The organism is Bacteroides sp. AF39-16AC (assembly GCF_003602735.1).
GTDB lineage: Bacteria > Bacteroidota > Bacteroidia > Bacteroidales > Bacteroidaceae > Bacteroides > Bacteroides uniformis.
The window spans coordinates 222,739-240,046 of the sequence record NZ_QTLN01000002.1; the positions used below are offsets into that span (position 1 = coordinate 222,739).

General features: G+C 43.7%; 15 protein-coding genes. All 15 read left to right on the plus strand.

Annotated elements, in window-relative coordinates:
- The first annotated feature begins 289 nt into the window (after window positions 1-289).
- Window positions 290-1,219, plus strand: a complete 930-nt coding sequence (locus tag DW039_RS03085) for a TIGR01212 family radical SAM protein (RefSeq protein WP_005823884.1) — start codon at window positions 290-292, stop codon at window positions 1,217-1,219.
- Between the two features lie 61 nt (window positions 1,220-1,280).
- Window positions 1,281-2,480 carry an FprA family A-type flavoprotein gene (locus DW039_RS03090; RefSeq protein WP_005835258.1) on the plus strand — a complete coding sequence of 400 codons (1,200 nt, stop codon included), beginning with the start codon at window positions 1,281-1,283 and terminating at the stop codon, window positions 2,478-2,480.
- Between the two features lie 78 nt (window positions 2,481-2,558).
- Window positions 2,559-3,371 carry a glucosamine-6-phosphate deaminase gene (gene nagB / locus DW039_RS03095; protein WP_005823882.1) on the plus strand — a complete coding sequence of 271 codons (813 nt, stop codon included), beginning with the start codon at window positions 2,559-2,561 and terminating at the stop codon, window positions 3,369-3,371.
- A 465-nt stretch (window positions 3,372-3,836) separates the two neighbouring features.
- Window positions 3,837-5,402 (plus strand): ATP-binding protein, encoded by a 1,566-nt coding sequence (locus tag DW039_RS03100; RefSeq protein ID WP_008665600.1) that lies wholly within the window; start codon window positions 3,837-3,839, stop codon window positions 5,400-5,402.
- 186 nt (window positions 5,403-5,588) lie between these two features.
- Entirely contained in the window at window positions 5,589-6,701 is a 1,113-nt protein-coding gene (locus DW039_RS03105; RefSeq protein ID WP_243635006.1) for a helix-turn-helix domain-containing protein, read from the plus strand.
- 150 nt (window positions 6,702-6,851) lie between these two features.
- Entirely contained in the window at window positions 6,852-7,070 is a 219-nt protein-coding gene (locus tag DW039_RS03110; protein WP_057256539.1) for an NVEALA domain-containing protein, read from the plus strand.
- Window positions 7,071-7,099: 29 nt separating this feature from the next.
- Complete coding sequence (locus tag DW039_RS03115; RefSeq protein ID WP_057256538.1) at window positions 7,100-8,128, plus strand: BF3164 family lipoprotein; 1,029 nt, start codon at window positions 7,100-7,102, stop codon at window positions 8,126-8,128.
- A gap of 209 nt (window positions 8,129-8,337) precedes the next feature.
- Complete coding sequence (locus DW039_RS03125; RefSeq protein WP_081028992.1) at window positions 8,338-8,598, plus strand: NVEALA domain-containing protein; 261 nt, start codon at window positions 8,338-8,340, stop codon at window positions 8,596-8,598.
- 122 nt (window positions 8,599-8,720) lie between these two features.
- A complete protein-coding gene (locus DW039_RS03130; RefSeq protein ID WP_057256525.1) occupies window positions 8,721-9,719 on the plus strand; it encodes a hypothetical protein in 999 nt (332 codons plus the stop codon).
- The gene (locus tag DW039_RS03135) at window positions 9,709-10,710 is read left to right on the plus strand and encodes a hypothetical protein (RefSeq protein ID WP_133302532.1); all 1,002 of its coding nucleotides are present in this window, start codon (window positions 9,709-9,711) and stop codon (window positions 10,708-10,710) included. The genes DW039_RS03130 and DW039_RS03135 overlap by 11 nt, the downstream gene beginning before the upstream one ends.
- 27 nt (window positions 10,711-10,737) lie before the next feature.
- Window positions 10,738-11,610 carry a DUF1573 domain-containing protein gene (locus tag DW039_RS03140; RefSeq protein WP_057256523.1) on the plus strand — a complete coding sequence of 291 codons (873 nt, stop codon included), beginning with the start codon at window positions 10,738-10,740 and terminating at the stop codon, window positions 11,608-11,610.
- A gap of 98 nt (window positions 11,611-11,708) precedes the next feature.
- Window positions 11,709-13,547 (plus strand): hypothetical protein, encoded by a 1,839-nt coding sequence (locus DW039_RS03145; RefSeq protein WP_057256522.1) that lies wholly within the window; start codon window positions 11,709-11,711, stop codon window positions 13,545-13,547.
- On the plus strand, window positions 13,544-14,440 hold the full coding sequence (lepB, locus tag DW039_RS03150; RefSeq protein ID WP_035450049.1) for a signal peptidase I: 897 nt from the start codon (window positions 13,544-13,546) through the stop codon (window positions 14,438-14,440). The genes DW039_RS03145 and lepB overlap by 4 nt, the downstream gene beginning before the upstream one ends.
- Window positions 14,422-16,071 (plus strand): O-antigen ligase family protein, encoded by a 1,650-nt coding sequence (locus DW039_RS03155; RefSeq protein WP_371682733.1) that lies wholly within the window; start codon window positions 14,422-14,424, stop codon window positions 16,069-16,071. Before lepB ends, DW039_RS03155 begins: the two co-directional genes overlap by 19 nt.
- Window positions 16,072-16,195: 124 nt before the next feature.
- Complete coding sequence (locus tag DW039_RS03160) at window positions 16,196-17,269, plus strand: efflux RND transporter periplasmic adaptor subunit (RefSeq protein ID WP_165853096.1); 1,074 nt, start codon at window positions 16,196-16,198, stop codon at window positions 17,267-17,269.
- The last annotated feature ends 39 nt before the right edge of the window (window positions 17,270-17,308 follow it).

Genomic DNA, 17,308 nt, shown 5'->3' on the forward strand with positions numbered 1-17,308 from the left:
CATTAAGGTTGTATGCAAAGCTATGAATTTATTTCATTCTTGAGGTGTATAAACTGAGGAAATTGTGTGTAAAAAGAGTGTCTAATCACTAAATTGTGTTTAATGTAATTGCGCTTGGATGTACTCTTTCTCAATTAATTAGTTATATATCAGTGGATGAAACATTTTTTAGTGCAGGTGGAAATTCTTTGTTTTATGTTCGTTAACAAATCGGGTGGAAAGTATTCTTGTTTTTGCAGGTTCATCCCACGGAAAAATCCTATATTTGCCACTTACATAAGGAATATGTATGGAAACCAAATCTACGCTCTATAATGAGTTCCCTCTTTTTCTGAAGCGATATTTTTCCTATAAGGTACAGAAAATATCGCTGAATGCCGGTTTTACGTGCCCCAACCGGGATGGAAACAAAGGAGTCGGCGGTTGCACCTATTGTAACAACCAGACCTTCAACCCCGATTATTGCCGTACGGAGAAATCCATTACCCGCCAGCTGGAAGAGGGCAAGCAGTTCTTTGCACACAAATATCCGGAGATGAAGTATCTCGCCTATTTCCAGGCCTATACCAATACGTATGGCGAACTGGAAGACCTGAAGCGGAAATACGAGGAAGCCTTGTCGGCAGACGGGGTGGTGGGCCTGGTCATCGGCACCCGTCCTGACTGTATGCCCGACAGCCTGCTGGACTATTTGGAGGAGATGAACCGGCATACATTCCTCTTAGTGGAGTACGGCATAGAGAGTACCGACGACAAGACACTTTGCCGCATCAACCGCGGGCATACTTTTCATGCCGCCGCCGATGCGGTGGAAAGAACCGCTTCACGCGGAATCCTGACCGGTGGGCATGTCATACTCGGACTGCCGGGCGAGACGCACGAAAGCATCGTGGCACAAGCCGGTGTATTGTCCCGCCTGCCACTCACTACCTTGAAGATGCACCAGTTGCAACTGATAAGGGGTACCCGCATGGCTCTGGAGTACCGGCAGCATCCTGAAGATTTTCATCTGTTTGATGTGGAGGAATATATCGGCCTCGTGATAGACTATATCGAGCATCTGCGGCCGGATTTGGTGCTGGAGCGTTTTGTCTCCCAGTCTCCTAAGGAACTGCTCATTGCACCTGACTGGGGACTGAAAAATTATGAATTTAATCATCGGGTTCAAAAAAGAATGAAAGAACTCGGTGCATATCAGGGAAAGAAGTATGAAATGTGAGAAAAAAGAATTATTTTTGCCGCAACTTTAAATATGGAATCAATCTAAATAAAGAATAATTATGAACCCAAAAACAGTGATAAAAGGAAAAATCCACTACGTGGGAGTGAATGACCGCAATAAGCATTTGTTTGAAGGTATGTGGCCGTTGCCGTATGGGGTTTCCTACAACTCTTACCTGATAGATGATGAGACGGTCGCTTTGGTCGATACGGTGGACATCTGCTACTTCGAGGTGTATCTGCGCAAGATAAAGAGCATTATCGGCGAGCGCCCCATCCAGTATCTCATCATCAACCATATGGAGCCGGACCATTCGGGCTCTATCCGCCTGATAAAGCAGCATTACCCCGACATCATCATTGTGGGCAACAAGCAGACTTTCGGCATGATAGAGGGCTTTTATGGCGTGACGGGCGAACAGTACATGGTGAAGGACGAGGATTTTCTGGCTTTGGGGCATCATAAGCTCCGTTTCTATATGACCCCGATGGTGCACTGGCCCGAGACGATGATGACTTTTGACGAAACGGAAGGAGTCCTTTTCGCCGGTGACGGCTTCGGCTGTTTCGGTACGTTGGACGGCGGGTTCCTGGATACGCGCATCAATCTGGACAGATACTGGGACGAGATGGTGCGTTACTATTCCAACATCGTGGGCAAGTACGGCTCTCCGGTGCAGAAGGCACTTGCCAAGCTGGGCGGTCTGCCCATTTCCACCATCTGCTCCACGCACGGGCCGGTGTGGACGGAGAATATAGCCAAGGTTATCGGCATCTACGACAAGTTGAGCCGCTACGCCGCTGACGAAGGTGTGGTCATTGCCTATGGTTCCATGTACGGCAACACGGAGCAGATGGCGGAAGCCATTGCGGCGGAACTTTCTGCACAAGGCATCAAGAACATCGTGATGCACAATGTGAGCAAGAGCAATCCTTCTTATATCATTGCCGACATATTCAAGTATCGCGGACTTATCATCGGCAGCCCCACCTACAGCAACCAGATTTATCCTGAGATAGAATCCTTGCTCTCCAAGATTCTGGTACGCGAAGTGAAGGGACGCTATCTGGGATACTTCGGCTCCTTCTGCTGGGCGGGTGCCGCCGTGAAGCGCATGGGCGAGTTTGCCGAAAAGAGCAAGTTCGAGATTGTGGGCGACCCGGTAGAGATGAAGCAGGCCATGAAGGACATTACTTACGAACAATGCGAAAACCTGGCACGTGCCATGGCAGAGCGTTTGAAGAAGGATAGGAAGTAGTTGAAAATTAAGAATTAAAAAATTAAGAATTGAAGTTGAAAATTACCCCTAATTTATTAACCTAATAAAACAATCACAATGAGACTAATCATTCAACCGGATTATCAATCCGTATCAAAGTGGGCGGCACATTATGTGGCTGCCAAAATCAAGGCCGCTCATCCGACACCTGAAAAACCGTTTGTATTGGGATGCCCCACCGGTTCTTCTCCGTTGGGCATGTACAAGGAACTTATCGACCTGAACAAGAAAGGCATCGTGTCTTTCCAGAACGTAGTGACTTTCAATATGGACGAGTATGTAGGTTTGCCCAAGGAACATCCCGAAAGCTACTATTCCTTTATGTGGAACAACTTCTTCAGCCATATAGACATCAAGCCGGAGAACACCAATATCCTGAACGGCAACGCTGCCGACCTGGATGCCGAGTGTGCACGCTATGAAGAAAAAATCAAGTCCTACGGCGGCATCGACCTCTTCATGGGCGGTATCGGTCCCGACGGACATATCGCTTTCAACGAGCCGGGTTCTTCCCTTTCGTCACGCACCCGCCAGAAGACATTGACTACCGATACCATCATTGCCAACTCCCGTTTCTTTGACAACGACGTGAACAAGGTGCCCAAGACTGCCCTGACCGTCGGTGTCGGTACTGTGCTTAGCGCCCGCGAGGTAATGATTATCGTAAACGGACACAACAAGGCACGTGCCCTCTATCATGCAGTCGAGGGTCCCGTGATGCAGATGTGGACTATCAGCGCCTTGCAGATGCACGAAAAGGGTATCATCGTTTGTGACGATGCGGCCACCGAAGAATTGAAGGTGGGTACTTACCGCTACTTCAAGGATATTGAGGCAGAGCACCTGGATGCGGAAAGCTTGCTGAAATAAGCAAACTAATAAAAGTTTTGCAATTCCACCCTCACCACCCTCACCGCTTGTCTGCATCTGCTTGTTCATCGGTGTTTCAGGGGTGAGTGAGAGCAATTTAAAAGGGTGAGGGCAAATTTTGCCCTCACCCTTTTTGTTCTCCTGATTTTGGTTGACTGTTTTCAGGACAGGGCGTTATGTGATGAAAACGGGCTCTGCTCCGCTGTAAGGCTTTGGGTGCCAATGTTAAAGATACCAAATACTCACTGCAAAACCAGTGCATCGTTTTTGCAGTGCCGCTGCAACATAGATGCAGTGCCACTGCAACTGTTTTGCAGTGCTACTGCAACGCCTTTGCAGTGTTACTGCAAAAGATGTGCAGTAGGTTTGCAGTGAGGGCTTGTGATGAAAAAGCCATGGGCGTGCTTTCTTTTTTGCGGAATATGTGCTATCTTTGTCATACTTGTAATTTAAACAGTAGCAGCTATGGAATTGAGTGGCAGACGCTATCCGATAGGGATACAGAATTTTGAGCAACTGCGTACGCGGAATTGTGTGTATGTGGATAAGACGGAGCTGGTGTACAAATTGGTGAATACAGACCAAATTTATTTCTTCAGCCGCCCCCGTCGGTTTGGCAAAAGCTTGCTCGTGTCTACGCTGGAGGCCTATTTCCAGGGGAAAAAGGAACTTTTCGAAGGGCTGGCTATGGAACGTCTGGAGCAGGAATGGGAGGTTTGCCCGGTGCTGCACGTTGATTTCAGCTTGACGAAATATACTGAGCTGCGTGACTTGACGGGGCAATTGAATTTGTTTTTATCTCGTTGGGAAGAAATTTACGGAAAAAAGGAAGAGGAAGAGGGGGCGGCAGAGCGTCTGCAAGGCATCATCCTGCGTGCCTACGCCAAGACCGGAAAGCCGGTTGTAGTGCTGATTGACGAGTACGATGCTCCTCTGCTTGACAGTAATTCCGATGCCCTTTTGCAACAACAGCTTCGCAACGAGATGCGCAAGTTCTTCAGTCCTCTCAAGGGGCTGGGGCAATATCTCCGTTTTCTTTTTATCACGGGTATCAGCAAGTTCAGCCAGCTGAGCATCTTCAGCGAACTGAACAATTTGCAAAATATCAGTATGCGCGATGACTTCAGTGCCCTCTGCGGCATCACCGAGGAGGAACTGCTGACGCAGTTGAAACCCGATATTGAGCGGATGGCCGAGGCTAATGATGAGACTTACGAGGAGGCATGCTTGCATTTGAAGCGGCAATATGACGGTTATCATTTCAGTAAGGCTTGTGCGGATATTTACAACCCGTTCAGCCTGTTCAATGCTTTCAATTCCAAAGAATACAAGAACTATTGGTTCTCCACGGGCACGCCTACTTTCCTGATAGATATTCTGCGCCATGCAGACTTCGATGTGCGTGCGCTGGAAGGTGTTGAGGCTACCGATGAGCAGTTTGATGCGCCTACGGAACAGATAACGAGTCCCATCCCGGTGCTCTACCAGAGCGGTTATCTGACCATTAAGGGCTATGACCGTAATTTCCAAATCTATCGTTTGGCCTATCCCAACGGTGAGGTCCGTAAAGGGTTCATTGAATCCCTGCTTCCCTCTTACGTGCACTTGCCTGCCCAGAACAACACCTTCTACGTCGTCTCTTTCCTTCGCGACTTGATGAAGGGTGATGTGGAGAGCTGCCTGGAGCGTACCCGTTCCTTCTTTGCCTCCATTCCCAATGATTTGGAGAACAAGACCGAAAAGCATTATCAGACCATTTTCTATTTGCTGTTCCGGTTGATGGGGCAATATGTGGAGTCGGAAGTGAAGAGTTCCGTAGGCCGTGCGGATGTGGTGGTGCAGTTGCAGGATGTCGTTTATGTCTTCGAGTTCAAATACGACGGTACCCCGGAAGAGGCGTTGGCTCAGATTGACAGCAAGCAGTATGCCATCCCTTACCGGGCGGACGGCAGGCGTGTGGTCAAGATTGGTGTGAATTTTGACAGTGCCACGCGGACGATTGGTGGGTGGAAAATAGCTAAAGCTGATTAGAAACTCTTGTAAGTATGCTTATGCCATATTTTTATGGTTTTCTCGTTTTTCTTCAAGTATTTTATCTGCTGCGCAATGGTATCTTACCATTTCTTATCAGGCGAGCATGGTAAGAAGATGATTAAGATTGGTGTCCCTTGTAAAAAAATGCTTAACTTTGAGGCGGATTAATATTAGACACACCACATGGACGAGAAAAGGGAGAGACGACAAATGCTATTGATATACGTTGCTATAGGGGTTATTGTAGCAGTAATTACTGGATGGTTCTTGTATCAAAACCGAATGGAGTTCTGGGAAACGCAGGCACGGAGTGCTTTTCGTATGGCTTTGGGAGAAGAGTTGCAGAAAAGGAATGAAGTTGACGTGTATTTCAGTTCGTCAGGAAATATTAGATTACCAGATAATTCCATTGATATTAAGAAGGAACCGATAAAAGTACGTATAGAAAGTGAATATGGGGTAAAAGACTTTTTTATCCCTTATGAAAAGCATTCCCATAATATAGAACGCTCTTCAGATATGCGAGCGTCATATTCTTATGTGTTGTATAAGAGTCCTTTGCAGGCTGATTCGTTGAATAGGATATGGTATCGCTTACTGGAAGAAATGAACTATTTTGGTAAAACGGTAGTACGTATATCTGTGGCTGATTGGGATGAACGTGAAACTTATACTTTTTCGGATGATTCCCTTTATATGTTAAAACCGGATAGTCTTATGTCTTGTTATTTGGGCTATAGGTGCGAAATTGGTGTGACGGGATATTTGTATTATTCTTGGTTGAACGTTTTTACAGTTAAGGATAAGATTCTTTTGTGCGCTCTTGCTCTTTGTTGCTTTCTGCTGTTTTTTCTGCAAGAATACATTGTAAAGATTTATTGTCGTTTCTTTGTCAAAGAGGTGACGGTAGAAACCCCAGTCCCGATATTTGTGGAGAAAGAAATACCAATGATTGTAGTAGATAGGAGTGAGGCGCTTGTTTATCGGTTGGAAGATGATTTGTTTTTTGATGCCGATTCCGGTGTGTTGTATAGAGTAGACCATAGGGTGAAGTTGACGGCAACTCTTGCAAGACTACTGCAAGCCTTCTTGGATGCGGAAGATTATAGGTTGTCAGTCAATGGAATTATGGAACTATTGTGGCTGGACGGTTCAGTAACACCGGGAAATGTACATACTGTAATAACAAGATTACGAAAAGCCCTGTCCGAAGTTTCTGATTGGCGGATAGAAAATAAAAATCTTTGTTATCAACTAAAAAGCCCCATTTCATCGGAAAAATCCTTGAATGAATGATGGAATCTTTCATCTGACAAGGCCTGACAAAGCCTAAAATAAGTGCTTGTCAGACTTTGTCAGACTTGAAATTTGGTAGTTTCTTTTCTTTTTCGGTACTTCGCACCATCGTTTAGAAACAAAACTATTAATATAAAGAATAGTAAAAGGATGAAAAAGAAAATTTTATTTATCAGCTTGTTTTTGGTTGCAGTAGTTACAATCTCTTTTCAATTGAATGCAGGAAAAAATGATTTAGGAAGTCTAATGTTGGAGAATATAGATGCTTTGGCATCCGGTGAAACGGGTACAAATATCTACTGTCGTGGTACCGGATCTGTGGATTGTCCGATTAATCATGTTAAGGTTTGGGCTGTAATGAGTAGGTAGCCTTGAAGAACTTTATTAACATATTGTTCTTGTTCATTATTTTAGTAGCTTGTACCTCTACTCCACACAGTAACGGGATGTTTTGTGCTGATTTCCCGCAAACGCGGGAACTGAAAGGAACAGTTATTCCGCTGGATACTGCTTTGTTCCGTTATCCTTTCCGTATTCGGGTGCAGGGAGATATGGCTGTGGTGATGGATTTGCATGGGACAGACTGTTTCTGTCATGCTTTTAGTTATCCGGAATTTCACTACATATCCTCTTTCGGCAAGCGGGGAGAATCTCCCGATGAGCAGATTTCTGTCGAAAATATCCGGTGGTATGGGGAATCTTTGTGGTCTCTTGATGCCAACAAGTCTGAATTAACTCGGTTTGGTTGTGATTTATCCGGTGATTCACTGTTTCGTCAAGAAGCAGTGAACCTGGATAAAGACATTCTCCGTGCTTTGGACTTTGTGATGATGGATGATTCTACCTTTATTATTCCCGATTATTCGGGAGACAACCGTTTTTGCTGGGTGAACAGGCAAGGCGGACTGTTGTATAAAATGGGGGCAATCCCTTCTTCCAATGAGGATGCCATGAAGCATGCTCGTCCTGCATTGGCGCAGGCATGGCGCAGCTTCATCGATTACAATCCCCGAAACGGAGTGCTGGCGGCGGTCACCCAACTGGGCGAAGTGCTTGAAGTCTTTAATTTGAAAGACAGCACGCACGTGGTACGCATCGGGCCTCATGGCGAGCCGGAATTCAAATTGTCAGAAGGTTATGGCATTCCTACGGGTATCATGGGATTCAGCGATGTGCAAGTGACGGACAGTGCCATTTATGCCGTCTTTCATGGACGCTCTTTTAAAGAAATAGCCCAGAATGCACGGAAAGGCATCCAAGTGGATGGGGGACAATATATTTATGTATTCAACTTGAAGGGGGAACCTCTCTGTAAATATGTACTCGACCATTGTATCTATGGCATCTCTGTAAATGAGCAAAAAGGGACGATTCTTGCTACGGATGTGAACAAGGATGAACCGATAATAGAGTATACAATGAAATAAAAGAAAAATATAAATAGGAATGGAGAGGAACGGACGGCAAACGTCTTGTTGGTGCATGATGAGCCGTCCGTTCCATAACCCACCCAGAAAGGAGGTCGAGGCAAAGATAAGGATTTGGATTGAATAAGCAAAATGTTTGCTTTCCCATTGAAAGGATAGATATGGAAGACAAAACAAAATATTATTGATTAAGAAAAACAAAGAAAACAATGAAAAAGATAATGAAAATAGCTTTTGTTGCAGCATTTGCGGCAGTGGCAGGATACGGTGTTTATGCTAACCAACAATCGGAAACTATGTCTGATTTGATGTTGGCGAATGTGGAAGCGTTGGCAGGTAGTGAAATATCGAATCCAGGTTGTGACCCCAGTTGGGATAGAGAATGTTGTGTTTGCTTTAATGTACATCATACATATGCGTATGCTAATGGTAAAAATAGTTGTGAAACTCGAAAGAATTGTCATTATTAGTGGAATTTGACAGCCTAATGGCTGCTTAAAGACATAAAATGATAGAGCACTGTAGAATATTTATAAAATTCGTTGGATCATGTAACTATTTTGCGGTGCTCGCTAATAAAAAATAGTATATAATGAAAACATATTATTATTTGCTTATATTTTTTTTCTTGTATGGCTGTGCAAATGAGAAAAAACTGAATGTAGAATATGTGAGTGCAACTTATGAGTTGCTGGATGATGAAATAGCAACTACCATGCCGGGAACCTTACGCGTAGCCGGTGATTTTTTGGTGTGGGAGGACCCTTTTGCGCGCGACTATTTTGTACATGTGCACGAAAAAGAAACTGGTCGTAAAGTGGGAGTGATGGGAAAGGTAGGAGAAGGTCCGCGTGAATTTATCACAGGAGGTATAAATGGCTCATGTATCGACAATCGTTTTTTTGCCGTGGATGCTAATGGAAAGACGCGTGGCTTCTTGTCTCTTGATAGCTTGTCGCAAAGTAAAGATGCGTTTATTCCTATGACGGAAGAGGAACGGTTATCACGTCCTGCCATGGCTGAATATGCCAAGAATGTGTATATTGGAGTTGCGGATGCTGGTGCGGAACATTGTTTTGAAACTCTATTGCATGGTCAGGCTTCTTCGTTTGGCAATTATCCCATTCCGCAGGTGAAACAATATTTAGGGGGAGAGAGAGGATATAATGCATCTCGTGGAGTATTTGTCTGTTCTTGTTATGATTTCCCTTATTTAGCATTGTATCAGCAGGGTGAGGATGAATTTTCATTAGTGTGGGAATGGAGAACAGATGGTGACGAATACGAGATTCGGAACAATGAGGTGATTTTTGACCGCAGGGTAAAAGGTGTCCGGGGACTTTGTATGAGCAAGGATTTTATTATTACATTGCAACGAGACCGTAGAAAGGATGATACGGATGAATCTACAGTGGGAAGGGATGCAAGCAAATGCCCTCATACTGTTTTCTTGTATGATTATGATGGAAATTTAGTGAAGATTGTTGATTTGGGCATTCCCGTAATGCGTATAGCTTCTGAAGAACAGAGTAATACGTTGTATGCCATAGGGGTGAATCCGGATTTTGTCTTGGTGAAATATGAATTATAAGATAGGGCATTTAATCGTTATTTGCGTTGCACTACTTCTTTGTGTGGCTTGTGGGGAACAGCGTAATGCTGTGGCTGTCGTCTATAAAGAACATTTTCCTATAGATACAATGCTTCCTATTAAGACATATCCGGCAGAAGAATTGGTACGTCCCGCTCGGATGAATAGAATCAACAATCGGGTGATTGCTTTTGGGGGATATGAAGAAGTAGGAATCTATGATTACCCCGATTTAAAATTCATAAAGAAAATGGTGCTTCCCGGTCGTTTTTCTGTTTCTCAAGGAAAAGATTGTTTGTATCTTGAATCGGGAGGAGAAGTGGATGCCTATACCTTGAAAAGTGATTCCTTGTGTAAAACATCTTCTTTTGTTATTGATAAAGTAAGTGAAAATATTGGGACGGTGCAAGAGTTGAATCCCGGGGTGTATATATATGCAGATAGGAGAAAACATCCGGGAGTGTCTGAATATCATGTGACAGATATTCAGACGGGAAGAGATGTCTCAGGGGGGAATTATCCGGAAAATGATATTCGTTTTAAGAATTTGGAAAGCTTTAAATCGGCTTATTATCATTATCTGATGATGAAACCGGATAGGAGTGCTTTTGTGGTTACTTACGCTTCTTTGAGACGTATCCGGATCTATGATCGGAATGAAAATTTGCGGCATGACGTCTTTCTGGAAGGTGGGCTGGGAAATTACAAGGTAGTTCCCGCTCGCCCTTCAGAGCAGTATTGGCATTTTAGTTGTCCGTTTGTAACGGATAGGTATATTTATTTGATAAATCCGAATCAGTTGGGTGCGGGGCCTTTGCTTCCGCATTGCAATTTGTTGGTTTTGGATTGGGAAGGGAATTTGGTCGCTAAATATCGTTTCAGTGTGCTTATCAATGATATATTTGTAGATGAAGAGAGAAAAATTCTTTGTGGAAGTTGCTCTGATTATGAAAGTACACGATTCTTCAAGATGGATTTATTAGATAATTGATTGAAGGTAGTTTATAAATGATAACTTATGAAGAATTTTATAATAATAATCTTAGGTTTTGTGGTATTTGCTTCATGTGGAAAATCCAATAAAGACAAATCTTTTTCTTTGTTACAGAAATGGATAGGAAAAGAATTGAGTTTGCCTGCTAGGTCGGTTTTTACGATTCAAGGAAAAGATACGGTAGAATATCCCATTCAAAACACATATAAAATATTGACTTATATTGATTCTACGGGTTGTACCAGTTGTAAACTGAAACTTGCTGAATGGGAAAAGTTTATCACCGTAGTCGATTCTATACGACCTCATACGGTACAGTTCCTTTTTTTCTTGTGTCCTAAAAATGGAATGGAGATATATCAAACTTTACGGGTGGAAAGGTTTAAACATCCGATTTGTATTGATGAAGGAGACTACTTGAATAAGTTGAATCATTTTCCTGCTGATATGGCATTTCAAACTTTTTTGTTGGATAATGATAATAGAGTTGTAGCTATGGGTAATCCTATCCATAATTTGAAAGTAAGAGAGCTCTATTTGAAGATTATACAAGGCAGAGAAGTAAAATCTGATGATGAAGACAATGATGTTCAAACAATTGTTGATGTGGATAAAGTTTCGACATCTATGGGGAATTTCGACTGGCAAAAAGAACAGAAGGTTACTTTTATCATGAAAAATGTAGGCGATAAACTGTTGGCAATAGAGGGGGTGGATACGTCTTGTGGCTGTATTTCTGTAGAGTACTCTAAAGAGCCGGTTCGTCCGGGAATGGATTTGAATTTGTCTATTATTTATAAGGCAGAACATCCTGAACATTTTAGTAAAACAGTAAGAATACATTGTAATTCGGAGTCATCTCCGATAATACTTACGGTTTCTGGTAATGCACAGTGAGTGTTTAAAAAAGTAAAAACGAAAATTAATAAGGTATGAGGAAATCTGTGTGGTTGTTTACATTATTGCTTCTTTGCTCTTGTGTGAACAACCATCGTTTGAGTAAAGCGCTTGAACTGGCTGGGAGTAATCGGGGCGAGTTAGAAAAGGTACTTATCCACTATAAAGATAGTGGGGAGAAATATAAAGCAGCTTGCTTTTTGATTGAGAATATGCCTAAATGTTACAGTTACAAAGGGTGGCTGATAGATACGTTGAGATATTGGAAAGCAACTACGGATTCTTTTGGTATCATTGATAGTAGTCAAGTAGCAAAATGGGAGAAATATCCGGCTTCGATGATGAATAAAGAGTATGATATTCATGTTATAACTGCTGATTATCTGATTCGTAATATAGATCAAGCCTTTGTGGTCTGGAAGAAAAGGCCTTGGAATAAAGATCTTTCCTTTGATGATTTCTGTGAATTGATTCTTCCTTATCGTATCGGTGATGAAACGCTTGAAGACTGGCGGAGTGTATACAGCGAGGAATTCTCGTTTTTATTGGACTCTGTTTATATAGGAACAGATGTAATGGAAGCCACGAAGGTTGTTATGGAGAACCTGAGGGAAAGGGGATTTCGGTTTAATAATGACTTTGATTCACCTCATATGGGTGCTCTTTTCCTATTGGAGCATCGGGCCGGAAAATGTGTGGACATGTGTGATTTTGGACTTTATGTTTTGCGCTCATTAGGAATTCCGGCCACAGCAGACGTGTATTTCTTTGAATCGGAATCCCGAATGGGCCATATCTGGGATGTAGTGAGAGATTCTTTGGGAAATTTTGTTAATATAAACTCTTTCCATGTGGCTAAATTTAAGTGGGACGTGGACGGAAGAAGGATAGGGAAGGTATTTCGCTATTGTTATGGTCTACAAAAAGAGAAACTGAAGTTTCTGAGTGTGAAAGATGAGATACCTCCCTTGTTCAGACATTGTTTTGTGAAGGATGTTTCTGAAGATTATTTTAAAGATGATTTGGTGTTGGATTTAAGTGATGTAGAAGACGACTATGTATATTTGGGAGTATTTCGTCCGCAAACGGCAGGAGAGGGAGTGGATATAGCTAAATTGAGGAAAGGAAAAGCGACTTTCAATAATATAGAGGCTAAAATGATATATATGCCTCTTGCTTATGAGAATTCAACCTATAAGCCCATAGGTTATCCCTTTTTCTTTGACGGTAAGGAGGCACATCCTTACATTCCTGATTTGTCTGTAAAGGATACTGTCGTTTTAAAAAGAAAAGCTGCTTTCTTTGACTGGATTAGATACTGTTTCAATATCATGGTAGGCAGTAAATTTGAGGTGTCAAATAGAAAAGATTTTTCAGGGAATGAACCATTTTATTGTATTTGCGATACCCCACATACCAACCGTACTTTTATACATTTGCCGGAACCGGTGAAAGGACGGTATGTTAGGTTCTCTACGCCAAAAGATATACGTATTGAATTGGCCGAGTTGTCTTTCAGTTATGATGGAGTGAAGGTGAATCCTCTGAAAATAGAAGGAGATGTTTCGGAAAATAAGTATCTTAAAATAGATAATATTATTGACGGTGACGTGCTTACTTACTATTTACCTAAAAAGGGAGGTGCTTCTATGGTGATTGATTTTGGTAAGGAGATATGTTTCAATGAATTGATGTATATGCCCAGAAATGATGATAATTTTGTCCGTATAGGCGATGTTTATGAGTTGTTTTATCATGGGGGAAAAGATGGATGGATTTCGTTGGGACAGAAAAAGGCTACCGATACTTTTTTGGTGTATGACAACATGCCTAGGGGCGCACTTTTTTATCTTCATGACATCACACGTGGCAAAGAGGAGCAAGTATTTCGGATTGAGAACGGAAAGCAGGTTTTCATATCAAATTTTGGGAAATGAGGTTTCGGAATAATTTATTCTTGCGTAAGTTGTTGGCTTGGGGCATTAATTTAGTCTATGGATTGTGTTTTGTGGCTCTTTGGGGACTGTTGGCTCAGTTGTTGCTTGTCACTTCCTTTAAGATTCCTTCTGATTCGATGGAACCTTCCTTGTTGGCAGGAGACTATATTCTGGTTGATAAGTGCTCAAAAGGAGCGAGGTTGTTCGATGTGTTTGCCGCATTGGAAAGGAAAGAGGTTAAGATTCATCGTATGCCCGGATGGAGGGAGTTCAAGAGGAATGATGTGCTTGTATTCAATTTTCCTTATCCGGGAAGTTGGGACAGCATTGCCTTTGATGTAATGTCATATTATGTAAAGCGTTGTATAGCAGTTCCGGGAGACACTTTGGAAATCAAGGACTGCCATTATAGGGTGAAAGGGCATGACGGATACTTGGGGAATACTGCTGCACAAGATAAATTGCAAAAATTACTTGACTCCGAGGAATTTGTGAATAGGGGAATAGTGGTTGAAAGTTATCCTTTTGATAAAGAACTGGGCTGGAGCATTGCCGAATTTGGACCATTGTACATACCGGCTAAAGGAAGTGTAGTAGAGATGGATTCACTGAACCGGATGCTTTATAGAAATCTGATAGAATGGGAACAGAAGGAGAAACTGACGTTCAGGAGGGATACTGTATTGTTAGGAGACAGTGTTATAAGCAGATACTGTTTCCGTGAGAATTATTATTTCGTATCCGGTGACAAGATGGAGAACTCGAAAGACTCACGCTATTGGGGATTGTTGCCTGAACCTTTTATTGTAGGCAGGGCTCTACGCATTTGGAAATCGAAGGATGATATGTCAGGAAGTATAAAATGGGAACGGGTATGGAAGAAAATAGAATAAGGCAAATAAAGGCTGTCGTTACTTGGACTGTGCTTTGGATGGCTGTTCTGGTTTTATTGTCAATGGTATGCGTAGCTTCTTCAGGGTTACTTCCTGCTGAAACTGTCGGGCAGTGGGTCTGGTTCGACAAGGCGTCCTTCTTGTTGGCTGGATGTATTCTATCGGCGCTTATCTTTAAGTCTAAAGGGGATTTTATAAGTTTGGATTCTGTGATTTCCTGGGTATTGGTTGTGTTGGGAGGATCTGAAGCTATTTTAGGGTTGCGCCAACTCTATGGCTTTGCAACTTCCGGTCACTCTATGTACGCCTTGACGGGTTCTTTCTTCAATCCGGGACCTTATTCGGGCTATTTGGCTATGATACTTCCGGTATGTTTGTATCAATGGCTGGTTTGTGGCAGGAGGGGGGGACGTGTTGTTGCCGGTGGCGTGATGCTGCTTATCTTTTGTGTGCTTCCGGCAGGAATGAGCCGTTCGGCATGGTTGGCGGCAGGAGTTTCCTGTCTGTGTGTATATGCTTGGCATATGGATTGGACGGATAAGTTCAGATTATTATGGCAGCAGCAAAGGCAGCGTGTGGTGATGGTAGTGGTCGGTGGATTCTGTGTCTTGCTATTGGCGGGCTATTTACTGTTTGTCTTGAAACCCGATTCTGCACGTGGCCGTCTTTTCATGTGGAAGATAACTTGTCGTGCCATTGCAGAAAAGCCGTTGACCGGATATGGGATTCATAATTTCGCAGCAGCCTACGGAAATGCGCAGGAAACTTATTTTGCAGCAGGTGATTATGAACCGTGGGAGGAACGTGTGGCGGGAAGTCCGGAATATGCATTCAATGAATATCTGCAGGCTGCGGTCGAACTGGGCATTCCTTTGGCGGTATGTCTATTGGTTGTGGTCGTGCTGTGTTTGTATAGGGGAGTCCGTAAAGGACGTTATGGTATCTGTGGGGCTATTCTTTCTTTGATGATATTCTCTTTTTCCTCCTATCCGCTACAACTTCCGGTATTTATCGTTACATTTGGAGGATTGCTTGTGGCGTGCTTGTCCGGTGCCGACCGTTGGCAATGGTTGGGGCTGGCTGTATCAGTAGGCATCATTGGCGGTTTTCGCCTGAAGAATGACTTGCAAGTGGAGCAGGCCTGTCGGGAGTGGATGAATGCGCGGGTGCTGTATAATGCAGGTGCGTATCAATCGGCAGAGAAAGAGTACGGGCGCCTTTATCCTCTGTTGAGGGACCGGGCATCTTTCTTGTTCGAATATGGGCATGGATTGCACAAGCAGCAGCAGTTCAGTAAATCCAACCGTATTTTGAAAGAAGCTTTACAGCGTAGTTGTGACCCCATGATATTGAATGTGATAGGCAAGAACTATCAGCAGATGGGTGATTGCTTGTCAGCGGAAGACTGGTTTATCCGTTCCACCCATCGGTTGCCGGGGCGTATTTATCCCTATTATCTGCTTGCGAAGCTTTATGCGGAACCAAGCTTCAGGCAACCGGACAAGTTTGAAAAAATGAAGCGGATGGTATTGACGAAAGAGCCGAAAGTGCATTCTACGGCAATACGACAGATGAGGGAGGAAATAAAAAAGATTCAGCTTATTTTTGTCCATATCAAAAAAGATGAATAAAAACGGAAAGTGTTAATAATGAGCGAACTAATTGCTAAAGTGCTATGAAAAAAGTGTCCACATGCAAATATCGGTTCGTTTTTTTGAAACGATTAATTTTGTCAATTTATAATTGAGTATGAATATGAAGACACAGAACTATCGATACCTGCTATGCATGGCCGTTGCCCTGCTTGCCGCCTGCTCCGATGCCGGAAAGGGAAAAGAGTCCGAGGAAGGGGTGGCAACCGTCCTGCCAAGTGAAAGCAATGAAGTGACCGTGAAAGTCCTGAAGCGGGCGACCTTTGAGCATGAACTGGTGAGCAACGGAAAAGTTACCGCCGGTGCCATGGCGGATTTGCGTTTTGAGACCACCGGTGTAGTGGCACACATCTACGTGAAGAACGGTGACCCGGTGCGCAAAGGGCAGAAACTTGCCGAACTGGATAAGTTCCGCCTGAAGAACAAGACCGCGCAGGCCAAGGATGCTCTGGACAAAGCGGAACTTGAGTTGCAGGATGTATTGATAGGGCAAGGCTATCCGGTGGGGGATGCCTCCAAAGTACCTGCTGACATCATGAAGCTGGCACGAGTAAAGAGCGGTTACGACCAAAGCCTTTCCCAGTACGAACTCGCCGCCTATGAAGAAGAGCATGCTACGCTGGTTGCCCCCTTCGACGGCGTGGTGGCGAACCTCTTTTCCAAGCCCTTCAACGAGGCAAGCACTTCGGAATCTTTCTGCTCCATCATTGGCACTCAGGGCATGGAAGTGGACTTTACGGTACTGGAAAGTGAACTCCCCCTGATAAAGAGTGGCGACAAGGTGATTGTCACCCCTTACTCGGATGCCGCTTCCAAACAAGAGGGCCGCATCACCCAAATCAATCCTCTGGTAGATGATAAGGGAATGGTGAAAGTAAAGGCATCCGTCAATGGCAGGGGACGTCTGTTTAGCGGCATGAATGTGAGGGTAAATGTACACCGTTCTCTGGACGGTCAGCTCGTGATACCCAAAAGTGCCGTCGTACTGCGTTCGGGTAAGCAAGTCGTCTTTACCCTGAAAGACGGAAAGGCGCAGTGGAACTATGTGCAGACCGGACTGGAGAATGCGGAAAGCTACAGCATGGCCGACGATGCCCTGAAAGAAGGCGATACGGTCATCGTGACGGGAAATGTGAATTTGGCACATGAGGCGCCGGTGAAGGTGGTGGAAAATTGAAAGATGAGAATTGAAAGTAGAAAATTCATAATTCACAAT

What these genes read in the sequence shown, in the direction of transcription:
- DW039_RS03085 (WP_005823884.1), top strand. Translation starts at nt 290, where the DNA reads ATGGAAACCAAATCTACGCTCTATAATGAGTTCCCTCTTTTTCTGAAG.
- DW039_RS03090 (WP_005835258.1), top strand. Translation starts at nt 1,281, where the DNA reads ATGAACCCAAAAACAGTGATAAAAGGAAAAATCCACTACGTGGGAGTG.
- nagB (WP_005823882.1), top strand. Translation starts at nt 2,559, where the DNA reads ATGAGACTAATCATTCAACCGGATTATCAATCCGTATCAAAGTGGGCG.
- DW039_RS03100 (WP_008665600.1), top strand. Translation starts at nt 3,837, where the DNA reads ATGGAATTGAGTGGCAGACGCTATCCGATAGGGATACAGAATTTTGAG.
- DW039_RS03105 (WP_243635006.1), top strand. Translation starts at nt 5,589, where the DNA reads ATGGACGAGAAAAGGGAGAGACGACAAATGCTATTGATATACGTTGCT.
- DW039_RS03110 (WP_057256539.1), top strand. Translation starts at nt 6,852, where the DNA reads ATGAAAAAGAAAATTTTATTTATCAGCTTGTTTTTGGTTGCAGTAGTT.
- DW039_RS03125 (WP_081028992.1), top strand. Translation starts at nt 8,338, where the DNA reads ATGAAAAAGATAATGAAAATAGCTTTTGTTGCAGCATTTGCGGCAGTG.
- DW039_RS03130 (WP_057256525.1), top strand. Translation starts at nt 8,721, where the DNA reads ATGAAAACATATTATTATTTGCTTATATTTTTTTTCTTGTATGGCTGT.
- DW039_RS03135 (WP_133302532.1), top strand. Translation starts at nt 9,709, where the DNA reads ATGAATTATAAGATAGGGCATTTAATCGTTATTTGCGTTGCACTACTT.
- DW039_RS03140 (WP_057256523.1), top strand. Translation starts at nt 10,738, where the DNA reads ATGAAGAATTTTATAATAATAATCTTAGGTTTTGTGGTATTTGCTTCA.
- lepB (WP_035450049.1), top strand. Translation starts at nt 13,544, where the DNA reads ATGAGGTTTCGGAATAATTTATTCTTGCGTAAGTTGTTGGCTTGGGGC.
- DW039_RS03155 (WP_371682733.1), top strand. Translation starts at nt 14,422, where the DNA reads ATGGAAGAAAATAGAATAAGGCAAATAAAGGCTGTCGTTACTTGGACT.
- DW039_RS03160 (WP_165853096.1), top strand. Translation starts at nt 16,196, where the DNA reads ATGAAGACACAGAACTATCGATACCTGCTATGCATGGCCGTTGCCCTG.